We start from the raw sequence: 20061 nt of genomic DNA on the forward strand, positions 1-20061 counted from the left end.
ACTTATAAATAGCTTAAGTTAATAGCATTGGTGTCTCCACAAACCATCTCAAAAGCTCCCGAAAACCTTTTCTTATAATTTTTTCTCCTTAAAAACTAAATAGTTATCGTTTTTTGATCAAAATAATCAATAAAATATTGCCGATGGCTTTTGATTATTCAATCTTGTTTCTATCTTTGCAGTCCTTACAACATCCTAACTGCGGAAGTGGCGTAATTGGTAGCCGCACCAGACTTAGGATCTGGCGCTTCACGGCGTGGGGGTTCGAGTCCCTTCTTCCGCACAACAAGATAAAGGCCGTTCCGACTTAAACATCGGAACGGTTTTGTTTTTAAAAACATTGATTAATAAAAATGAGGTGCTGTTTTAATTGAAGTGATATGTGGCTTTTGTCTCCTATCTTGATACTCAAATCTAATAGCATATCTCTGATACTTATATCTCACAAAAATGAATATTACACAGGAAAAAACCGGCAACTTAAATGCTGTTGTAAAAATCAAGATCGCACCTGCTGATTATACCGGAAAAGTAGAAAAAGCAATTAAAGATCAGGCTAAAAAAGCACAATTACCTGGTTTCCGTAAAGGAATGGTTCCTGCTGCCCACATTAAAAAAATGTATGGCAAAAGTATCCTGGTAGAAGAGGTTAACAATTTATTGAACGATACCTTATCTAACTATATCGCAGAACAAAAATTGGAAATTTTAGGTCAACCGCTTCCTAAAATGGACGATGAACGCGAATTTAAATGGGATAATACAGATGATTTCGAATTTGATTACGAATTAGGTTTAGCGCCTGCTTTCGAGGTAAATGTTTCATCAAAAGATAAATTTACTGAGTACGTTGTTAAAGCTGATCAGGAAACTTTAGAAAGCCGTATCAAAAATATCCGTCGCAGTTATGGCAAAATGACAAACCCTGAAGTTTCCGCTGATGGTGATGTACTTTATGCTGAGCTAACCCAGGTAGCAGATGGTGCTGCTGTTGAAGGTGGTATCACAAGCACCGGAACTATCCGTTTAGACCAGATAAAAGATAAAAAGATCCTTAAATCTTTAATCGGTTTAAAGAAAGATGATGAAGTTACCATCGATATTCAAAAAGCCCTTGAAGATGCTGCGGTAATTGCAAAAGCTTTAAACATTTCTGAAGAGCAGGCTGCCGAATTAAAAGCAGATTTCAAATTGCAGATCAAAAATGTAAACCGTTTGGAAGAATCAGACTTAAACCAGGAGTTTTTTGATAAATTATTTGGCGAAGGTACTGTAACTGACGAGGCAACTTTCAGAGAAAAAATTACGGAAGAAGTAGAAAGCATGTTTAAACAGGATGCTGAACGTAAACTATCAAACGATATTTATGAAGCATTATTGGTTAAGCATAACTTCGAATTACCGGATGAGTTTTTACGTCGTTGGTTAAAAGCAACAAACGAAAAATTAACCGATGAGGAATTGGCAGAAGGTTATGATGATTTCGCTAAAAACCTGAAATGGACTTTAATCGAAAATAAAATCATTAAAGATAACAGCATCGAAATTAAATATGAGGATGTAGTTCAGGCGGCTAAAGCAAAATTAGATGCGCAGTTCAGAATGTACAGCCCAAGCCCGCTTCCTGAAGATCAACTAGCACAATATGCTGTTCAGTTTTTACAGGATAAAGAAAATGCTAACCGTGTTTTCGAAGAGGTAAAAGCACTAAAAACTTTCGAGCAAATTAAATCTATCGTTACTTTAGAACAAAAAGATATAGGCTATGATAAGTTTGTAGCGCTTGTTGAGAAAAAGTAATAGCGATTGGCGTATGGCGCTGAGCGTAAAGCTTATGCCGTTTTGAAAATGATTGTGCTATCGCTATATTTAGTTATGGCACAATTTAAATTTCAATCGCTCGAAGTTTGGCAGTTATCAATTACATTAACTGATAAATTACTTGATATAGCTGACCGATTGTCAGTTGATAAAAAATACAGATTTGCAGAGCAGCTCAATGGGGCTGCTCTTAGCATATCCAATAATATTGCTGAAGGATCTGGTTCTGTTTCTAATAAGGAATTCGCTCATTATCTGAATATTGCGCATCGATCCACCTTTGAGAATGCAAATATTTTAGTAGTTTTAGAACGGAGAAAATATATTTCTGACATAGAACTGAATGATTATCTGGAAGAATTGGATAAATTGGCACGGAAATTAACCAACTTCAGAAAATTTTTATTAAAATAACCGCGTATTTCGCTTAAGCGCCAAACGCTTACCGCAAAGCGCCAAACTCTATAACTCATGAACATAGATTCACAAGAATTCAGAAAATTTGCCGTTAAACATCAGGGAATTGGCGGTTTACACGTAGATAAATTTATTGCTCAGGCTAATTTAGATCCTAAGAGCATGACACCATATATCATTGAAGAACGCCAGTTGAACGTAGCACAAATGGATGTTTTTTCAAGATTAATGATGGACCGTATTATCTTTTTAGGTGATGCTATTTACGATCAGAATGCCAACATCATCCAAGCACAACTGTTGTTTTTACAGTCTGCAGATGCTGATAGAGACATTCAGATCTACATTAACTCACCAGGTGGTTCGGTTTATGCTGGTTTAGGTATTTATGATACCATGCAGTATATCCAGCCTGATGTAGCTACTATATGTACCGGTATGGCCGCATCAATGGGTGCCGTTTTATTGGTTGCAGGTGCAAAAGGTAAACGTGCTGCTTTACCTCACTCAAGAGTAATGATCCACCAGCCATCAGGAGGTGCACAAGGTGTGGCATCTGATATGGAGATCAATTTGAGAGAGATGTTGAAATTGAAAAAAGAATTATATGATATTATTTCAGAGCACTCTGGCCAAACTTACGACTGGGTAGAGAAAGCTTCAGACCGCGATTACTGGATGACTGCCGATGAGGCAAAAGGATTTGGTATGGTTGACGAAGTATTATCGAGAAACGCAAAGAAAGATGGCGAAACAAAATAAAGAATCCCGTTGCTCGTTCTGCCATTCTGGCAAGCATGAAACTTTAATGTTAATTGAAGGTATGGATGCATTTATCTGTGATAAGTGTGTTACCCAGGCCAACCAGTTGCTTGCACAGGAATTAGGAACCAAAGGGACAAAAAATATTCAGGAGGCGATAAATTTATTAAAGCCTCTTGAAATTAAGCAACATCTTGATCAGTATGTTATTGGTCAGGATGATGCCAAAAAGGTACTTTCCGTTGCCGTTTACAACCACTACAAACGTTTAAACCAAAAGGTTGATAAAGACGAGATCGAGATTGAAAAATCAAATATCATGTTGGTGGGCGAAACCGGTACAGGTAAAACACTTTTGGCTAAAACCATTGCTAAAATCCTGCATGTGCCTTTCTGTATCTGCGATGCCACTGTGTTAACAGAGGCCGGTTACGTGGGGGAAGATGTGGAGAGTATTTTAACCCGTTTACTACAGGCTGCAGATTACGATGTAACTGCTGCTGAGCGTGGTATTGTATATATTGATGAGGTGGATAAAGTGGCGCGTAAAAGTGATAATCCATCTATTACCCGCGATGTATCAGGAGAAGGTGTGCAACAGGCTTTACTGAAGATTTTAGAAGGTACGATAGTAAATGTTCCACCTCAGGGCGGACGTAAGCACCCAGACCAGAAAATGATCCCGGTAAATACCAATAATATCCTGTTTATCTGTGGTGGTGCATTTGATGGCATAGAACGTAAAATTGCCAACCGTTTACGTACACAGGCTGTAGGATATAAAGTGAAGAAAGATGAGACTGTTTTAGATCTTAAAAACCTTTATAAGTATATTACCCCTCAGGATCTGAAATCGTTTGGTTTAATTCCCGAGTTAATTGGTCGTATTCCGGTTCTTTCGCACTTAAACCCATTGGATAAAGAATCGTTAAGGAATATTTTAACGGCTCCTAAAAACTCATTGATCAAGCAATACGTTAAGCTTTTTGCTTATGAAGATGTAAAGCTTGTTTTCGATGAAGACGTTTTAGATTTTATTGTAGATAAAGCAATGGAATATAAATTGGGTGCCCGTGGTTTAAGATCGATATGTGAAGCGATTATGCTGGATGCAATGTTTGATACACCAACACAAACGGATGTCAAGGAGTTGCATATCAATCTCGATTACGCGATAGAGAAATTTGAAAAGGCCGACTTTAAAAAGTTGCAGGCCGCTTAAAAAAATCAAATCCTTCCCGTAATCGGGAGGGATTTTTTGTAATATAGTATTGTTAACGCTATGCGCTATGCGCCAGCTCTAAACTAAATGATATGAACGAAGAAAAAGACATAAAAAAAGATGAGGCCATTGTAGAGCAATCAAAAAAAGTTAAAGAAGTAGAAAGTCCTGTTAAGGCAGGATTAAAATCTAAAGACGAAATTGTGAAAAACTGGTTGCCACGTTATACCGGCCGTCCGTTGGATCAGTTCGGAGATTATATCCTGCTGACCAATTTCAGCAAATATGTAAGTATGTTTTCGGAGTGGAATGATAACGCACCGATTATGGGTTTAGATAAGCCCATGCAGAGCGTTACTGCAAATGGAATCACCATTATCAACTTTGGTATGGGAAGTCCGTTGGCAGCTACCATGATGGATTTATTGACTGCGATTAAACCTAAAGCAGTATTGTTTTTGGGTAAATGTGGCGGTTTAAAAAAGAAAAACCAATTAGGCGATTTAATCCTTCCGATTGCAGCCATCAGGGGAGAAGGTACATCAAACGATTACCTGCCTGCAGAAGTGCCTGCATTGCCTGCTTTCGCCTTGCAGAAAGCAATTTCTACCACCATACGCGATCATGGAAGGGATTACTGGACCGGAACCTGTTACACTACCAACCGCAGGGTTTGGGAACACGATAAAGAATTTAAAAAGTATTTAAAAACGCTGCGTGCCATGGCGGTGGATATGGAAACCGCAACGATTTTTACCACGGCATTCGCCAATAAAATACCCGCAGGCGCATTACTTCTGGTGTCAGATCAGCCGATGATCCCCGAAGGTGTTAAAACCGCAGAAAGCGATAGCAGTGTAACCGAAAAATATGTGGAAACACATTTGCGCATCGGTATCGATTCGTTAAAGCAGTTGATTAATAACGGTTTAACGGTGAAACACTTGTTGTTTTAAGGCTTTGTAGCTGGGCGAACACATCCGAACCATGACGTCATTTCGAGCGAAGTGCAGCGCAGTCGAGAAATTTATCTCGAGATAGATCTCTCCGCTCCACTGCGTTCCGGTCAAGATGACGACTATTTTTGGAGTTTCGATAGAAATTGAACGAAAAACCGGCTATATCCGGTTTTTTATGCCCTATTCTTAACCATTCAGGTTTGGCAAATAGCCATGAAGCACTAAATCGTTGTTATTATTTATCTCGTAATTACAGCCATTGTGCAGGAGTACGATCCTATCCGAAACATCAAGTATGGTTTTGTAGTAATGATCAGTTATAATAAACCCTTTAAATAATTTTAAATCATTAACGTGCCGTTTTAACTCTTCTATAAGTAATGGCGCCAATTGCGAAAAAGGTTCGTCTAGGAGGATAAAATCTGCATCAGAATAAATGATGATTAAAGCTTCCAAAAACCTGCATTCTCCACCCGAAAAATCCCTGAATCTCTTTCCTAAATTGTCCGAAACAAAAGGGATTTGAAGTAATTTCTCTTTGTGTATTTTACAGAATGCTTCAATTGCAACGGCAACGGTTACTCTGTTTGGAATAAAGTTATCCTGAGGCAGGTAGCATAGGTTTTTTGATAAGTAACCTTTATCATATATTTTATTATCGATATTGAGATACTTGAAATCTGCTTTTACACTTCCAAAAATGATTTTTAACAAAGTAGATTTGCCAGATCCGTTTCTGCCCAATAAACCTACTACTTCACCAATTTCACAATTGAGGAAAACGCTGCTTAGTACTTTTCTATTTGCAAAAGATTTGCTAACGCTATCGATAAAAAGTCTCTGCATATTAATGAAAGGATTAAAATTGCGGTAAAAACGATTAAATCATATAAAATTAAATTTATCATGATTTTTCTAAAACCTATGCCTTGGTTTTTAAAATAGTAGATTGTCTTCTGGTAAAACATGTAATATATCGCTATAGAAAACAGCCAGCCTGTAAGTTTGAGGAATAAAGCAAATGAATAAATAGCAGGTGCTTTAAATCCGTTTAAAATAAAAAACGCAGATGCCAATAAACTCACCAGTATATTCCATACAAAAATAGGTTTATAAACAGATATAGATTTTTTGAGTAAGCTAACCGACATCTTTTAAAGATATAAAATCAAAACGGAAAACTTAGTTGTGTATAAACAAAAAAAGACCGGCCAATAGCCGATCTTTCTTTGTTTCAATGAAACCTAATCTCTTATCCTAAATAAGATTTTAAGATTTTACTCCTTGAAGTATGACGTAAGCGTTGTAACGCTTTATCTTTAATCTGACGTACACGCTCGCGTGTTAAGTTAAATTTCTCACCAATCTCTTCTAAAGAAAGCGGATGGTTAGAACCTAAACCGAAGAATAAAACGATAATTTCTCTTTCTCTTTCTGTTAAAGTAGATAAAGAACGTTTAATCTCTTCTGATAAAGATTCGTTGATCAATGAGCTGTCGGTGTTTGGCTCATGGTTTTCCAGTACATCCAGTAATGTATTTTCTTCACCCTGAACAAAAGGAGCATCCATTGATACGTGACGGCCTGAGTTACTTAAAGTGTCCGAAATTTTATCCACTGTAGTTTCTAAAATATCGGCCAGTTCTTCCGGAGAAGGCTCACGCTCATATTCCTGCTCTAACTTAGAGAAGGCCTTGCTGATTTTACTTAACGAACCTACCTGGTTTAATGGTAAACGTACAATACGGCTCTGTTCGGCAATTGCCTGCAGAATTGATTGACGGATCCACCAAACGGCATAAGAAATGAATTTGAAACCTTTGGTTTCATCAAAACGTTTTGCCGCTTTAATTAAACCCAGGTTACCTTCATTAATTAAATCTCCTAAAGTTAAACCTTGATTTTGATATTGTTTTGCAACAGATACAACGAAACGCAAGTTCGTTTTAGTTAAGCGCTCTAATGCAGCCTGATCACCTTCACGAATCTTCCTAGCTAAAATTACCTCTTCTTCTGCTGTTATTAAATCTACTTTACCAATTTCATGCAGGTACTTATCTAAGGATTGACTTTCACGGTTGGTAATGGATTGCGTTATCTTGAGTTGTCTCATTTATACGAATTGTGTGCTCTTTAATTATTGAGTGTGCAAAGTTACGAAATTGTATGGCAATCCGAAAGGATAAAATGCTGAAAATGTTGCCGTTTGCACAATTTTTTTACAGTTTTACTTACTACAAAAATCATTCCAAATAAATTTCTGACATCGTTTGTGTTATATAGGTAGATATAGCTGTTATTCGTATATTATTTATTGTAAAACAATAAATATATTTTGAATTGTAATAATTTATTATTTATGTTTGTGCTATAAAAATTAAATAAAAATGACGTTTCTTAAAATTCAGCTTTACTTCGATAAAAAATACTTTCGCAAATTATCAGAGAATTTTTCTAGTGAGAATTTCTGTCAGATGGATGACCAATTTCTTATCATATTTTTCTAACCTAATTGCGCAATCCCTAAAACGATAATGATTTAACATGGAAATTATGAAAAACAGGCTTCAACAAATTCAAAAAATATCGGTCGGCATGTGGCTGGTTGTTTGGCTGATATTTTTTATCTCTGGAATCTCCGAAATAATAAAGGATTTTAGATCTCCAACCAATTCTATTCTTTTTATCGATGGCGTAAAGCAAGCTGTGTCACTCGTTTTTTATTTCTGTATTGGATGGCTGCTGTTTAAACTGGTTTACAATAATCGACAGCATATTGCTACTACAATTGTTTCGGATAAGGGTATAAAAAAAATTAAAGCAATCTGGTATACGATATTTTCCTATCTGATTTTTAAATTCTTTTTTATTACTATCATAAGCTGGTTTATTTTGCCGCGGTTGGCTGATGTGCAACAGGCAGAGGTTTTGGGTTATGGAGTAAAGGTGGGTATAAAACCTTTTACAGATCTATTTATCGCCAATGTAATTGTTTGGGCCCTACTGCTTGTAATCAATTATTCACTCAGGTTAAAAAAAGAAAACGATTTAACGATATAATATGAAAGCGAATAATCAAATCAGGTTGGTCAAAATGGGTTATATTATGACGCTTGTAGCCGTATTTCTCTTTGCATTTAAGGATGCGGTTAGGGGTTTTGAAGATGGTTATAGTGAAGGCGGAAAAGGAGGTTTATTCGGTCTGTTTGCGGGGATATTCATATTGTTGATCACTTTCTTCGGTATAAGGATATTGGTTTACCTGTACCGCTTTATCGATTCGGTAGAGGCTGGCGATGTTTTTAGCAACGAAAATGCCGAACGTCTTAAACGCATGGGATGGTATTGTACTTTCATACCGTTTGCGTTATTCTTTTTTAATGCTTTAGAATATGCCGATCAATCGGGAAACCATAAGAACCTGACTTTAAGTATCATCGAAAATGTTGATTTCCAGATCTGGCTGTTGATTTTTGGCTTAACGCTTCTAACTATTGCTTTCGTATTTAAAAAGGGAATTGAACTCAAAAAGGAAAGCGATTTAACTATATAAAACCATGGAGAATTTAAAACGGTCAAAATCATTATTTGGTGATATTATTGGTGCTCTTGTCCTGGTGGCAATTTGCTCTCTTTTTATATGGATGATGCTAAGTACAGTTGTTACAGGTCGCTCTACAGGGAGTAACAACGATTACGAAAGTTATGAACTGGCAGATCCGCCAAGTAAATATGATCTGCTGGATGATAGTATAATAAAGCTTGAAAATAACCTTAATCGCCTTAAATCAAAGACTGCGAACATTAAAAGCAATCTTTTGCCGGCTGTAGGGTTCAAGTATAGCGGATTTTTAGGCGTTTCGTCCTATACTGATACGGCACGGAAAAATAAGCAAACATTTATTGAACTATCAGATTTTGGGTTAAACCAGAATAGTTTCGATTACAGAAATTCATCAAAATATTATTTTAAGGACGGAATATCTCACCTGCAGGTTCCACAGCTTACAGAAATTGGCAAGCATACGTACAAAATAAGTTATACCGATAAAAAGGTTGATTACAGGTATGATCCGGGAAGCAATGTCGTTTTAATCCCGATGCTCAGCGATGTGGGGATATTAACGGCGAAAATCTTTTCTGTAGCAGTGGCGTTGGTTACCTGTTTTATTTTTATGTTCGGTTTGCTTTTAATCCTGAAGTTTTTGATAGGGATATCGAGAAATAAGATTTTTGAAGCCATCAATATTCGCAGGTTATTCTGGATTTCGATGTGTTGTTTTACCTCGGTACTTCTTCCTTATATTGTTTCTGGTGTATTATATCTGATCTATGCTAAAACATTGTCGGATGAGGTAATATATACAAAAAAACTCTCAGGCAGCGATATTTCACTTGTTATGTTGGGTGTGCTGTTTATTGCGCTTTATGTGGCCTTTAAAAGAGGGTTTAAGCTTAAAGAGGAAAATGATTTAACTATTTAGGTTTTTAAGAACATTCCTAACTTTACCAATCCTACAATGGCCATAATAGTTAATTTAGATGTAATGCTGGCGCGACGGAAAATGTCGCTTACCGAACTGAGCGATCGGGTAGGGATAACCATGTCTAATTTATCGATTTTAAAAACAGGTAAGGCAAAAGCAATCCGTTTCGAAACACTGGAAGCCATTTGCGAGGTTTTGGATTGCCAGCCTGGTGATATTCTGGAATTCCGCCCTGAATAAACCTCGCAGGTTTGCGAAACCTGCGAGGTTTGATCGGACTTAAATACCACAAGCCCTCTTTAAATAAACCTGATAGAACGGAAAGCCCGGAGCGAGGTACGAGTGAGGCTTGAAGGGATAGCAGGGCAAAAGGCTGCCATAAAAACAGAACCGTTCATTTTCAAAAAAAGAAATTTATCTACAGTGCTGGCAAACCTATAAGGTCTTAAAGACCTTATAGGTTTTTTTGAAAAAGAGGGGAATAAAAAAGCCTTTCAGTTTTACTGAAAGGCTTTGAATATAATATTGCTTAAAACTTTGGTCTTTAACCTTTAGTCTTTTAGCTTAAAAACTATGCTTGTTCTGCCAAAACTTTGGTTACCAGATCAGCTGCTTCTTTTAAAGCAATTGCTGAATAAACCTGTAAGCCAGACTCGTCAATTAATTTTTTAGCTTCTTCGGCATTTGTACCTTGTAAACGGCAGATAATTGGCACAGGAATGTTACCGATTTCTTTATAAGCATCGATTACACCTTGCGCAACACGGTCGCAACGTACAATACCACCAAAAATATTGATCAAAATTGCTTTAACGTTAGGATCTTTCAGGATAATGTTGAAAGCCGCTTTAACGGTTTGAGCATTTGCGGTTCCACCAACGTCCAAAAAGTTTGCAGGCTCACCACCGGCTAATTTGATGATATCCATAGTAGCCATTGCTAAACCAGCACCGTTAACCATACAACCTACGTTACCATCAAGGTTAACGAAGTTAAGGTTAGAAGCACTTGCTTCAACTTCCATTGGATCTTCTTCAGTTACATCACGCATTGCTGCATAATCAGGGTGACGGAACAAACCGTTTTCATCTAAATTAACTTTAGCATCAACTGCGATTACTTTATCATCAGATGTTTTTAAAACCGGGTTGATTTCGAACATTGAAGAATCGGTTGCTTCGTAAGCTTTGTACAATGCTGAAACGAATTTCACCATTTCTTTAAAAGCGTTACCGCTTACACCAAGGTTGAAAGCAATTTTACGTGCCTGGAAACCTTGTAAACCAACTTTAGGATCGATTTCTTCTTTGAAGATCAAATGTGGTGTGTGCTCAGCAACTTCTTCGATATCCATACCACCTTCGGTACTGTACATGATGATGTTACGGCCTTTTGCACGATCTAACAATACTGAAATATAAAATTCTTTGGTTTCAGAAGCACCTGGATAATAAACATCCTGGGCCACTAAAATTTTGTTCACTTTTTTACCTTCAGGACCGGTTTGAGGGGTAACCAATTGCATGCCGATAATGTCGGTTGCACGTTGTTTAACTTCATCAAGGTTTTTGGCCAATTTAACACCACCACCTTTACCGCGACCACCAGCGTGGATTTGCGCTTTAATTACAACCCAGTCAGAATTGTAATCTACTTTCAGTTGCTTAGCAGCCTCAACAGCTTGCTCAGGAGTATCGGCAACAATTCCTTCTTGAACGTTAACACCGAAACTTTTTAATATCTGTTTACCCTGGTATTCGTGAATATTCATCTGTTTATATTTTTGTCTTTATCTGTCAGATGGAGCCTTTTACTCTCAAAATAATTATTTTAATAGTATCGGGTTCATTTGCTACAAAATTTGCCCAAAGCTACAATTTCAAACCCTTTAAACAAATAGCAAATGCCGATTTTTTCAGAAAATGAACGTTTTATGTTAATCGGGAAATCAGTGCCTGTAATGTATGCTGGTTTATGGTGTTATACTGATTCGAAGATCTGTGGAAAGATTTTTTATTTGAATGGAGGGCGCGGTTCTTTGTGGCGGCTGGCGGTCGTTTCAACCAGACTTAAAAACCAATTTAGTTCCTGCCAAGTGCAAAAAAAATCCTCTGCGTTAATTATCTTAAATCTGCGGGAACAAAATGATTAACTACCTGCAAAGGGCGTTCCGAAGATTCCTACTGCCAGCTCTGCCCAGATCAGGAACAAAGCCAATAAAATAGTGATCAGGATTACGGTGCGTAAAGTACCTGTTTTTAGGTTCCTGATCACGAGTTCGATGGCTAAGCCGGTGCTAAGCAATAGCGCTCCTGCTGTGGTAAAATCGATTAAAGTCCATTTTACTTCGCTGGTAAACTGCATAGCAATTAAAGGAATGGACAAAATGGTTACTGTAATTGCTAAAATAGCAATGATCCTGAATTTGCCTGAACCAAGTGTTTCTTGAGTTTTCATGATTTTAATGGTTTAATTTACGTATAAATAATTAATTTTTAATTCCCCCGATACAATTTGCATCAGGGGAAATCCAAGCGGAGTTGGAGGTGTTGAGAGGTTAATTATAAGTGGGTTTGTTTATTTTTATTGTTATTTTAAAAATTTCTTTGTGATCGTACAAAACAGTTTTGCCGGCAACTTTTGCGAGTTTAAGCTTCATTTTGTTGAAGTAACCGTGAAGATTAAGTTTACCAGCTTTAAATAATTTTTTATGGGCAGACCAAACCACCAAACTGGTGCAAATGAAAAAGCAGGAATAAGCATGGTAGGCAATCCACTTTGAAATGGCATTTTTTTGGCTGAAAATAATGTAGAGGCGTTCTCTTTGAAAATTGATATGCGCCGCTTCATCAATTAAAATGTCAGTGCATATCTGTTTTAACAATGCGCAATTTGTTGCATCTTTTAATGCCTGGTAAAATAGCTGCGCTGCACTTTCCACTGTAATTACGGCAATTGTCCAAAGCTCCATGTTTGTGTTGAAATACCTTATTTTTCTGAATAAAGTATCGCCCCAATCCTTTTTAATCCTTGGTTCGCCAATTAAATCGAGGTATTTACCAAGATTATTGCCATGTTTTTGCTCCTCTTTTATAAAAAGCTTAACAGCATCCAGATATTCCGGATCATTAATCGTGTTTGCATATTTTTTTGATGCATTAATTAAATGATCTCCTTCTGATGTTTCTCCAAGCTGCCAGGCTTGCAGCGATTTTAAAATGTTAAACTTTTCTTCTGCTGTTATTTTTGCTTGTAAATCCCAATCAATCCGATTGATTTTGAGGTTTTTTGCGAAATAATTTGTCCAATATCCTGAAAGATGCGTTTCCATATTTAGTTAAATTTTGGGGTTAGAATAGGTTGAAAATTTTATCTACGGCGCGGTCCATAATGAACCATGCCAATGCGAAAAGTGCCAAAACCATCGCCATTACCTTAAATTTTTTATTCATGTTGCTTTAGCTTATTCAATCCAAAATATTCAGCCGTATTCCAATCCGGTAAATTCCATGATAACCAGCTTGATTTTTCATAACGTTCTTTGAAATAGCCAATCCTCCGATCGAGTTTCTGCATTAAAACTTCCTGTGGATGGTCTACCTTGGCTGTTTCAGTATCGTTTTGCGTTGGAGGATGGATTTTTGATCTGTTTTTATCCAGAAAAGGAAGTGTTTTTTCGGATAAGGATGTTAAATAATACGGATCTATAGAAACAGCATCAACATGGTTTAGGTTGTATTTAACGATTAAAATATCCCAGTTAACAACATTAAATGTAAGTAATAATGCAAACCAGATATTTCCGTTCATTTTAAATAAATAGAATATTGTTTTCTGTTTGGCCACCTTTAAATAGACTGTTGCCAGGCCAATGATACAAAGAAGGGCAAATACCAGCACACCGATTCTTTTATGGGTTAGGCCATGGAATTCGATGTAATAACCATCGCGGATAAGAACCGAAATGATGAGAATAAAATTCTGGACCATCCAGGTATAGGCCAATAACCTGAGCGTTTTACTTTTATGATAAAAGTTTAAATTTCCCCTGAAATAATAAAGGATTACCGCCATCGCCATTATAATGCTAAAGATTAAGGCATTTGTACCCTGGTGCAGTTCTCCCGAAAAATTACCCGAAGGTTCGTAACCAAACCAGAGCGTGGTAATATCGATCGTGTTTAACAAAAGCAATAAAAGGTTAAGCGCAACGAATGAAATAACCCCTACAATATATTCGGTTTTTAAAGCCATTTTTCGGGTTAGCAGATTACCGCTAAAGGTTTCGATAATGTTATACCATATCGTTTTACGGCCCAAGCCCCGTCTGATGCGCAATAGCTGATCTTTGCATTTTAACTCTGCTTTTTCCAGACTTTTATCAAAAAAGGCCAGTAATAAGCCACTTGTTAAAACCAATCCAAAACAAAAGTGAACGATGCGTTCGATACTCAGATCGCTAAAAAAGAAATGAAGGATGTTATCGAAGAAATTGCCAATATTGGTGAGCATTACTTCGGCATAATGGGCAAAAACATTACTCGCCGCCGCATATAAACAGGCAAATATGGTTACAATAATTACCGGGATAAAAATGTATTTGATCAGGGTAAAAAGGGGCTTCAGTTTAAAATTGCCAACACTTACCTTGCTTAGGTGTTGTATGGCATTAAAGGGAACCGTAACAATTTGTAAAAGTGCTGCAACAAAGGCTGTAAAAACCGTTCTGATCTGCTGGTTATGAGCAAAGCCAATAAATAGTAAAAGGCTGATATAATAAGTAACAATCGATAAATCGGAACTGTTGATTACTACGAGAATTGCCGCTATTAAATGTGCCAGACCGTAAATTTTCAGTTTGGTGGTTTTAATTACATCGGGGTTTACGAAAGTGATTACCAATAGATAAATGCTATAAATAAGCAGATTAAGAGCCAGTTCTTGTTGCCAAAAAAGGAAACTGAACAACAGACCACCCAATAGGGCAGAGAGCAGATAAAGGTTTGATTTATTCTTCATTTTATAATAGGATTGTGGTTACAATTAAAAAATACATAATGGCAATGGGAATGTTAACAAGCTGTAGAAGCATGGTTGATACTGATAAAGACCTATTTTCAGCATAAATGAAACTTGAAATTATCAGGGCAAGCATTACCAATAGGTTAAAAATAATAGCGGTTGAAAGGTATATTATACCGGACGGGATCAGAAAGTCGGCCCTGAAAAGGCAAAAGCTGAGAAATAAAATTGTTCCCCCTAGAAAAGAAACCAGTGTGGTTTTCTTTCCTATGTTAATGATTAAAAGTTCAATATTTTTCATTTTAAAAGTGCTTTGTATTTCAAAGTAATTAACCAAAAAAAATAGATTACAGTTTCCTGATCATTTTTTCAAGTGCATCTAAATGTGCTTTAAAGGCCTGTTTGCCCAAAGCCGTAATAGAGTAGGTGGTACTGGTTTTTCGGCCGATAAAACCTTTGTGTACCTTGATAAATTCGGCCTGTTCTAAAGTATTCAGGTGCGAGGCCAGGTTGCCATCAGTTAATTCTAACATCTGTTTTAAGTCGTTAAAGCTAATTTCGTCGTTCACCACCAGCATCGACATTACGCCGAGCCTGATCCGGCTATCGAATATTTTATTTAAATCTGCTATCGGGTTTTTCATCCTTACTGACCTCTCTCATATTTAAAATACATTAAAAGACCATAAACAATGTGAAGAACGCCGAAACCAAAGGCCCAGAATATTAAGCCGTAACCAGCATAAAACATACAGATTAGACCAAGTAATACTTCGCAAAAGCCTAAGTAACGTATATCGCTGTAAGTAAATTTACTGGCATTGATTAGTGCTAAACCGTAAAAAATAAGGCAGCTCGGTGCAATAATGCTATAGGTATTTGGGTGGTTGATTAATAAAGCGATAATGAATAAACCTCCTGCTGCCAAAGGAACAAATAGGTTGAACAAAAGTGATTTCGAAGTTTTATCCCAGATGGGAAGGTTATTCTTCTGGCTTTTCCGATAAGTAAACAAAATTCCACCAGCCAAAGCGATAATCAATACAAAAACGCCCAGTTTGATCAGGTTAAATTCCAGGTCCATTTCTCCATCAACACCATAGCCATAACCATGTTTATTAACGAATTTATTAATCTCATCATGCGCAAAATAAGCACCGATTAAAGCAATAACACCTGCAAACACGCCAGATAAGCCGCTTAAGGAAATAAACCTCGACGACCTGTCCATCATCTGTCTGATATCTTTTAAGGCATTTAGTTGTTCTTCTTGTTCGCTCATTTTAAAAGTGCTTTGTTTTTCAAAGTTAAATAGAAATTTGATATCTGCAAATCTTTTTTTGTTTTTCCTTCGGAATGATTACACCGATTTAAAGATTACACAGATTTTAATGAGCTAGTTTTTTGCTGTTAGTTTTGATCTTTACACTTTGCAACTTGTGTTTTGGTCCTTTTATGCTTTAGTCTTTAAGTCTTTGGTCTTTGCCCTTTAAGCTTTTTTACTAAATTTGAAGCATGCTAAAAGCCACTGGAATAAGAAAATCGTACGGAAATCTGCAAATATTGAAAGGTGTAAATTTTGAGGTGCAAAAGGGGGAGATTGTAAGTATAATCGGGCCTTCAGGCGCCGGAAAGAGCACTTTGTTACACATTTTGGGTACACTTGATAAACCCGACAGCGGAAGCGTAGAGCTAAAAGGTACTGTAATAAATAAATTAGTTGGCGATATGGTTGGCGTTTTCCGAAACCAGAACATTGGTTTTGTATTCCAGTTTCACCATTTATTGCCTGAATTTAGTGCCATCGAGAACATTTGTATTCCGGCATTTATAGCTAAAGTGAATAAAAAACAGGCAGAAACCAGGGCATTGGAGCTTTTAGATTTGTTGGGATTGAAAGACAGGGGGCAGCATAAACCGAATCAGTTATCGGGAGGCGAGCAACAGCGTGTGGCCATTGCCCGGGCACTTATCAACAATCCTTCAATTATATTTGCCGACGAACCCTCTGGTAACTTAGATTCTGAAAATGCTGCTGGTTTGCACCAGTTATTTGTAACCCTGCGCGATAATTTTAATCAAACTTTTGTAATTGTAACACATAACGAACATCTGGCCAGAACGAGTGATCGCGTGGTAAGCATGAAAGATGGACTAATCGTATAGCCAGGATTAAAGGATTACATGATTTTAGGAATAACGTAAAAAGCATTCAAAACTAAATCATTCCCTTATTCATTCAAGAATTTATTCATTCATTCTCTCATTCAATCAATCATTCATTAATTCTCTCCTTCAATATTCAATCATTTACTAACCCTATTATTCAAAATTGAAAATTCTCATTACAGGCGGAAATAATGCAAAGGCTTTAAAACTCATGAAAGCATTTCCGAGTCATTTTGTTTTACTTGCCGATTATGGCGATGTACCTGGTATTATTACCGAAAAATATGCTTTCTCAACTTTGGGTGTATTAAATAAGGATAGCATTGCCCATATTTTACTTAATTTTTGCATTACCGAAGCAATAGATTGTATCATTCCGCTTCAGCGCTACGAAGTTGAACCTTTGGCCAAATCGGCTGTGCTTTTTGGCGAATATGGCATTCAGGTGCTGCTTCCTGATGCGGATGTGGTAACCGGTTATTTAAGCGATGAAAAACAGCAATTCCAATATTTTGCGGTATACATCCATGGCGATTGCATTTTCTCCAGTGAAGAAAATTTCGCTCCAAAAAAGCTTTCTGCATCATTTAACGGGGTATTTGGTTATGACAATGCAAACGATTTAAAACTTTTTACAATATAATATGGATGCTTATCAATATGTAAAGGACAAGCAGGTCGTTATTTTTGAATTAGACGACGTATTGTTCCCGGAGAAAGACTATTTATTACAGGTTTATTATCTGTTTGCCCAGTTTATCGAATATACCGAGCAAAAAAATGCTCAGCCTATTATTGCTTTTATGCAGGGCGAATATGAACATAACGGAACCTCAGAAATATTCGAAAAAACGGCCAAACAATTCGGGATTGATGAAAAGTATAAATACAATTTCGATCTTTTACACCTAAACGCCCGTTTGCCGCTTAAACTTTTGCTTTATAAAAATATGCTGGAGTTTATGCAGGAACTTGTGATCAACCGCAAACAGATCTTTATTGTAACAGCCGGAAATCCCGAGCAACAACTGAATAAAATCAGGCAAACCGAATGGAATGGGTTAGAGCAATACCTTACCGTTTATTTTACTGAAGAACTTAATCAATCTAAATCAGAAATTTTTCAGAACATACTAAACAGCAACAATTTATCACCTAATCATGCGTTAGTTGTTGGTGCAAATAAATTTGATGAGCAACAATCCAGATTAATTAATTTGCCGTATATTGTGTCACTAGAAATTTACAAATAAATATGCTTAAAAGATTGATTTCGCAAAATGCATTTTTGTATGCTTTGCTTATTGTGGTTGGATTTACGGTATCGTGTAAGAAAAACAATTCGGAAACCGATGCCAATGCCGTTGTTGAATCAAATTTACTACAAACAAAAACCACCGACCGGACACTTCTGACTAAAGATTCCATTTTTCTTTATGCCAAACAAACCTATTTCTGGAATGTTGGAATGCCAAGTTACGATACTTTTAATCCGCGTAAATATGCAAGTAACCAACAGGTGGTTTCGGCCATAAGGGCGTTATCGAGTAATGGTGGCAAAGATAAATATTCATTTATAGATGATGGTACAGTTGCCGGCGAATTAGGAGGTGTGGGCGGCGATTATGGTTTTTCAGCCAATTTCGAAGCAAATACTGATACACTCAGGGTTAAATATGTATACCCTACATCACCGGCAGCGCAGGCTGGCCTGGCGAGGGGAAATAAAATAACCAGAGTTAACGGCAGGGCTGTTTCCAGGGCTTCATCAGCAGAAATTGATTTTTTAAACAATGCCATTTTTGGTGATAATGCTTCTGTAACATTAACGATCGAAAAAAATAAAACGGCTACCGATGTTACTGTTACACGCGGTAGTTATAATATTAATCCAATTTTATATACCAATACTTATAGCGTTAATGGCAAAAAAGTAGGTTATATCGTGTTTAACAGTTTTACTACAAATATTCTGGGCGGACTTGATAATGCTTTTGTCAAGTTTAAAAGTGACGGGGTAACTGAACTTATTGTTGATTTAAGGTATAACGGGGGTGGCTCTGTTGCTACTGCCGATGGATTTACAAACCTTATTGCTCCGGTATCTCAAAATGGAAAAGTAATGTACACCACGTATTATAATAAATTGATGCAGGATGCAGGTGCAAAAATCCTGGAGAATCAAAAGTTCTATTATACATTTCCAAATGGAAAAACCGAACTGGTAAGCATGTTCGATTATAGTTTTAAGCCTACAATTGCTGCCGGAAACCAGGAGCTTTTTACAAAACGCGGTTCGTTAAATTTAAACAGGGTTTATTTTATCGTTACAGGCTCTACCGCATCGGCCAGCGAGTTGCTGATCAATAATTTGAAACCGGTAATGGATGTAAAGTTAATCGGATCTAAAACCTATGGTAAACCAGTTGGATTTTTCTCTCTGCGTATCGATAAGTCTGATTTGTATATACCGCAGTTCCAAACTAAAAACTCGGTTGATTTTGGGGATTATTTTGACGGGATGAATGTAGATAAAAGCGTTGCCGACGACCTGACAAAAGACTTTGGCGATGTTGATGAGAAATTATTGTCACAAGCCTTATATTATAGTCTTAACGGAAACTTTACTTCCTACACTAAAGAAAATGCATTAAGCAGCACCAGTGCAGCAGGTAAAGCACTATCCGATAATGCAAATGAAAAATTGAACCACGAATTTAAAGGCATGGTTGAAACCAGAAAGCTGAAATTTATGTAGTTGGCGATATTGATACAGAAAAGGCCGGCTTTGTAGTTCAAAACCGGCCTTTTTTTATATAATTATTACAGTAAATGTGTAGAAAGGTGTTGCATTTTTTCTAAAAAATCGATAAGCTTGTTTAACATTAATCGTTAAAGAGACATCATGCCAATAGAAATTGTAGAAAAGGAACACATCAGTTATTTAAATATCATCAATGCAAAAGAAGATCACTCCGAAGAATTAAAAACAAAACTTAACGAAGCCCAGCGCCTGGGTAATGAATTTAAATCGAAAGCCGTTATCACTTTTAATACCACCATTGGAGCAAAACGTGTTGATACTACGGTTTGGGCCGTTACAGAAAAATATATACAGCTAAAAAATAATATACATATTCCGTTAAAAAGTTTGATCGACATCGATTTTTAAGCTTGCTATAAGGAAATAAATCATCCCGCA

Annotated in this window: 23 protein-coding genes and 1 tRNA gene; 16 read left to right on the forward strand and 8 right to left on the reverse strand. The window is 36.8% G+C overall.

The features are described from left to right. Window positions 1-201 precede the first annotated feature (201 nt). From DRW42_RS23710 to DRW42_RS23735, 6 genes are all read left to right on the forward strand, one after another. A tRNA-Leu gene (locus DRW42_RS23710) sits at window positions 202-283 on the forward strand. A 167-nt stretch (window positions 284-450) separates the two neighbouring features. Continuing rightward, entirely contained in the window at window positions 451-1800 is a 1350-nt protein-coding gene (tig, locus tag DRW42_RS23715) for a trigger factor (protein WP_113951358.1), read from the forward strand. 6 nt (window positions 1801-1806) lie between these two features. Next, complete coding sequence (locus DRW42_RS23720; RefSeq protein ID WP_208643627.1) at window positions 1807-2235, forward strand: four helix bundle protein; 429 nt, start codon at window positions 1807-1809, stop codon at window positions 2233-2235. Window positions 2236-2292: 57 nt separating this feature from the next. After that, on the forward strand, window positions 2293-3000 hold the full coding sequence (gene clpP, locus DRW42_RS23725; RefSeq protein WP_025142954.1) for an ATP-dependent Clp endopeptidase proteolytic subunit ClpP: 708 nt from the start codon (window positions 2293-2295) through the stop codon (window positions 2998-3000). Next, complete coding sequence (gene clpX / locus DRW42_RS23730) at window positions 2984-4222, forward strand: ATP-dependent Clp protease ATP-binding subunit ClpX (protein WP_113951359.1); 1239 nt, start codon at window positions 2984-2986, stop codon at window positions 4220-4222. The genes clpP and clpX overlap by 17 nt, the downstream gene beginning before the upstream one ends. Window positions 4223-4314: 92 nt before the next feature. Then, a complete protein-coding gene (locus DRW42_RS23735; RefSeq protein ID WP_208643628.1) occupies window positions 4315-5178 on the forward strand; it encodes an AMP nucleosidase in 864 nt (287 codons plus the stop codon). A 189-nt stretch (window positions 5179-5367) separates the two neighbouring features. On the opposite strand, the gene DRW42_RS23740 is transcribed toward DRW42_RS23735, so the two are convergent. Together DRW42_RS23740 and DRW42_RS23750 are read right to left on the reverse strand one after the other, a co-directional pair. Next, entirely contained in the window at window positions 5368-6027 is a 660-nt protein-coding gene (locus DRW42_RS23740) for an ATP-binding cassette domain-containing protein (protein ID WP_113951360.1), read from the reverse strand. A 406-nt stretch (window positions 6028-6433) separates the two neighbouring features. Further along, window positions 6434-7294, reverse strand: coding sequence for a sigma-70 family RNA polymerase sigma factor (locus tag DRW42_RS23750; protein WP_010601359.1), 861 nt, complete (start codon window positions 7292-7294; stop codon window positions 6434-6436). A 440-nt stretch (window positions 7295-7734) separates the two neighbouring features. On the opposite strand from DRW42_RS23750, the gene DRW42_RS23755 reads away from it, so the two are divergent. Genes DRW42_RS23755 through DRW42_RS23770 form a run of 4 tightly spaced genes read left to right on the forward strand, consistent with a single transcriptional unit; the run spans window position 7735 to window position 9908 of the window. Beyond that, window positions 7735-8241, forward strand: coding sequence for a hypothetical protein (locus tag DRW42_RS23755; RefSeq protein WP_147243798.1), 507 nt, complete (start codon window positions 7735-7737; stop codon window positions 8239-8241). A gap of 1 nt (window position 8242) precedes the next feature. Further along, the gene (locus DRW42_RS23760; protein ID WP_113951363.1) at window positions 8243-8734 is read left to right on the forward strand and encodes a DUF2975 domain-containing protein; all 492 of its coding nucleotides are present in this window, start codon (window positions 8243-8245) and stop codon (window positions 8732-8734) included. A 4-nt stretch (window positions 8735-8738) separates the two neighbouring features. Further along, window positions 8739-9665, forward strand: a complete 927-nt coding sequence (locus DRW42_RS23765) for a DUF2975 domain-containing protein (RefSeq protein ID WP_113951364.1) — start codon at window positions 8739-8741, stop codon at window positions 9663-9665. Window positions 9666-9701: 36 nt separating this feature from the next. Further along, complete coding sequence (locus DRW42_RS23770; protein ID WP_113951365.1) at window positions 9702-9908, forward strand: helix-turn-helix domain-containing protein; 207 nt, start codon at window positions 9702-9704, stop codon at window positions 9906-9908. Window positions 9909-10239: 331 nt separating this feature from the next. Here DRW42_RS23770 and sucC read toward each other — a convergent pair whose 3' ends face one another. Then, complete coding sequence (gene sucC / locus DRW42_RS23775; protein ID WP_113951366.1) at window positions 10240-11439, reverse strand: ADP-forming succinate--CoA ligase subunit beta; 1200 nt, start codon at window positions 11437-11439, stop codon at window positions 10240-10242. A gap of 132 nt (window positions 11440-11571) precedes the next feature. On the opposite strand from sucC, the gene DRW42_RS23780 reads away from it, so the two are divergent. Further along, complete coding sequence (locus tag DRW42_RS23780) at window positions 11572-11820, forward strand: hypothetical protein (RefSeq protein ID WP_113951367.1); 249 nt, start codon at window positions 11572-11574, stop codon at window positions 11818-11820. On the opposite strand, the gene DRW42_RS23785 is transcribed toward DRW42_RS23780, so the two are convergent. The 5 genes from DRW42_RS23785 to DRW42_RS23810 form a co-directional block, all read right to left on the reverse strand. Then, window positions 11817-12125, reverse strand: a complete 309-nt coding sequence (locus tag DRW42_RS23785) for a hypothetical protein (RefSeq protein WP_113951368.1) — start codon at window positions 12123-12125, stop codon at window positions 11817-11819. The genes DRW42_RS23780 and DRW42_RS23785 overlap by 4 nt on opposite strands. Before the next feature lie 100 nt (window positions 12126-12225). After that, a complete protein-coding gene (locus DRW42_RS23790) occupies window positions 12226-12999 on the reverse strand; it encodes a ferritin-like domain-containing protein (RefSeq protein WP_113951369.1) in 774 nt (257 codons plus the stop codon). A 113-nt stretch (window positions 13000-13112) separates the two neighbouring features. Beyond that, window positions 13113-14687: a DUF4153 domain-containing protein gene (locus tag DRW42_RS23795; protein ID WP_113951370.1), complete on the reverse strand. Its 1575-nt coding sequence runs from the start codon at window positions 14685-14687 to the stop codon at window positions 13113-13115. Window positions 14688-15037: 350 nt separating this feature from the next. Further along, window positions 15038-15334, reverse strand: coding sequence for a winged helix-turn-helix domain-containing protein (locus DRW42_RS23805; protein WP_113951372.1), 297 nt, complete (start codon window positions 15332-15334; stop codon window positions 15038-15040). Window positions 15335-15336: 2 nt separating this feature from the next. Beyond that, window positions 15337-15972 (reverse strand): hypothetical protein, encoded by a 636-nt coding sequence (locus tag DRW42_RS23810; RefSeq protein ID WP_113951373.1) that lies wholly within the window; start codon window positions 15970-15972, stop codon window positions 15337-15339. 233 nt (window positions 15973-16205) lie between these two features. Here DRW42_RS23810 and DRW42_RS23815 point away from each other — a divergent pair, with 233 nt between their 5' ends. From DRW42_RS23815 to DRW42_RS23835, 5 genes are all read left to right on the forward strand, one after another. Then, a complete protein-coding gene (locus tag DRW42_RS23815) occupies window positions 16206-16856 on the forward strand; it encodes an ABC transporter ATP-binding protein (RefSeq protein WP_113951374.1) in 651 nt (216 codons plus the stop codon). Window positions 16857-17022: 166 nt separating this feature from the next. After that, window positions 17023-17502: an ATP-grasp domain-containing protein gene (locus DRW42_RS23820; RefSeq protein WP_113951375.1), complete on the forward strand. Its 480-nt coding sequence runs from the start codon at window positions 17023-17025 to the stop codon at window positions 17500-17502. A 1-nt stretch (window position 17503) separates the two neighbouring features. Then, a complete protein-coding gene (locus DRW42_RS23825) occupies window positions 17504-18112 on the forward strand; it encodes an HAD family hydrolase (protein ID WP_113951376.1) in 609 nt (202 codons plus the stop codon). A gap of 2 nt (window positions 18113-18114) precedes the next feature. Continuing rightward, window positions 18115-19617, forward strand: coding sequence for a S41 family peptidase (locus tag DRW42_RS23830; protein ID WP_113951377.1), 1503 nt, complete (start codon window positions 18115-18117; stop codon window positions 19615-19617). Window positions 19618-19764: 147 nt separating this feature from the next. Beyond that, the gene (locus DRW42_RS23835; RefSeq protein ID WP_113951378.1) at window positions 19765-20031 is read left to right on the forward strand and encodes a hypothetical protein; all 267 of its coding nucleotides are present in this window, start codon (window positions 19765-19767) and stop codon (window positions 20029-20031) included. The last annotated feature ends 30 nt before the right edge of the window (window positions 20032-20061 follow it).

Source organism: Pedobacter miscanthi (assembly GCF_003315595.1).
In the GTDB taxonomy this organism is placed as follows: Bacteria; Bacteroidota; Bacteroidia; order Sphingobacteriales; family Sphingobacteriaceae; genus Pedobacter; species Pedobacter miscanthi.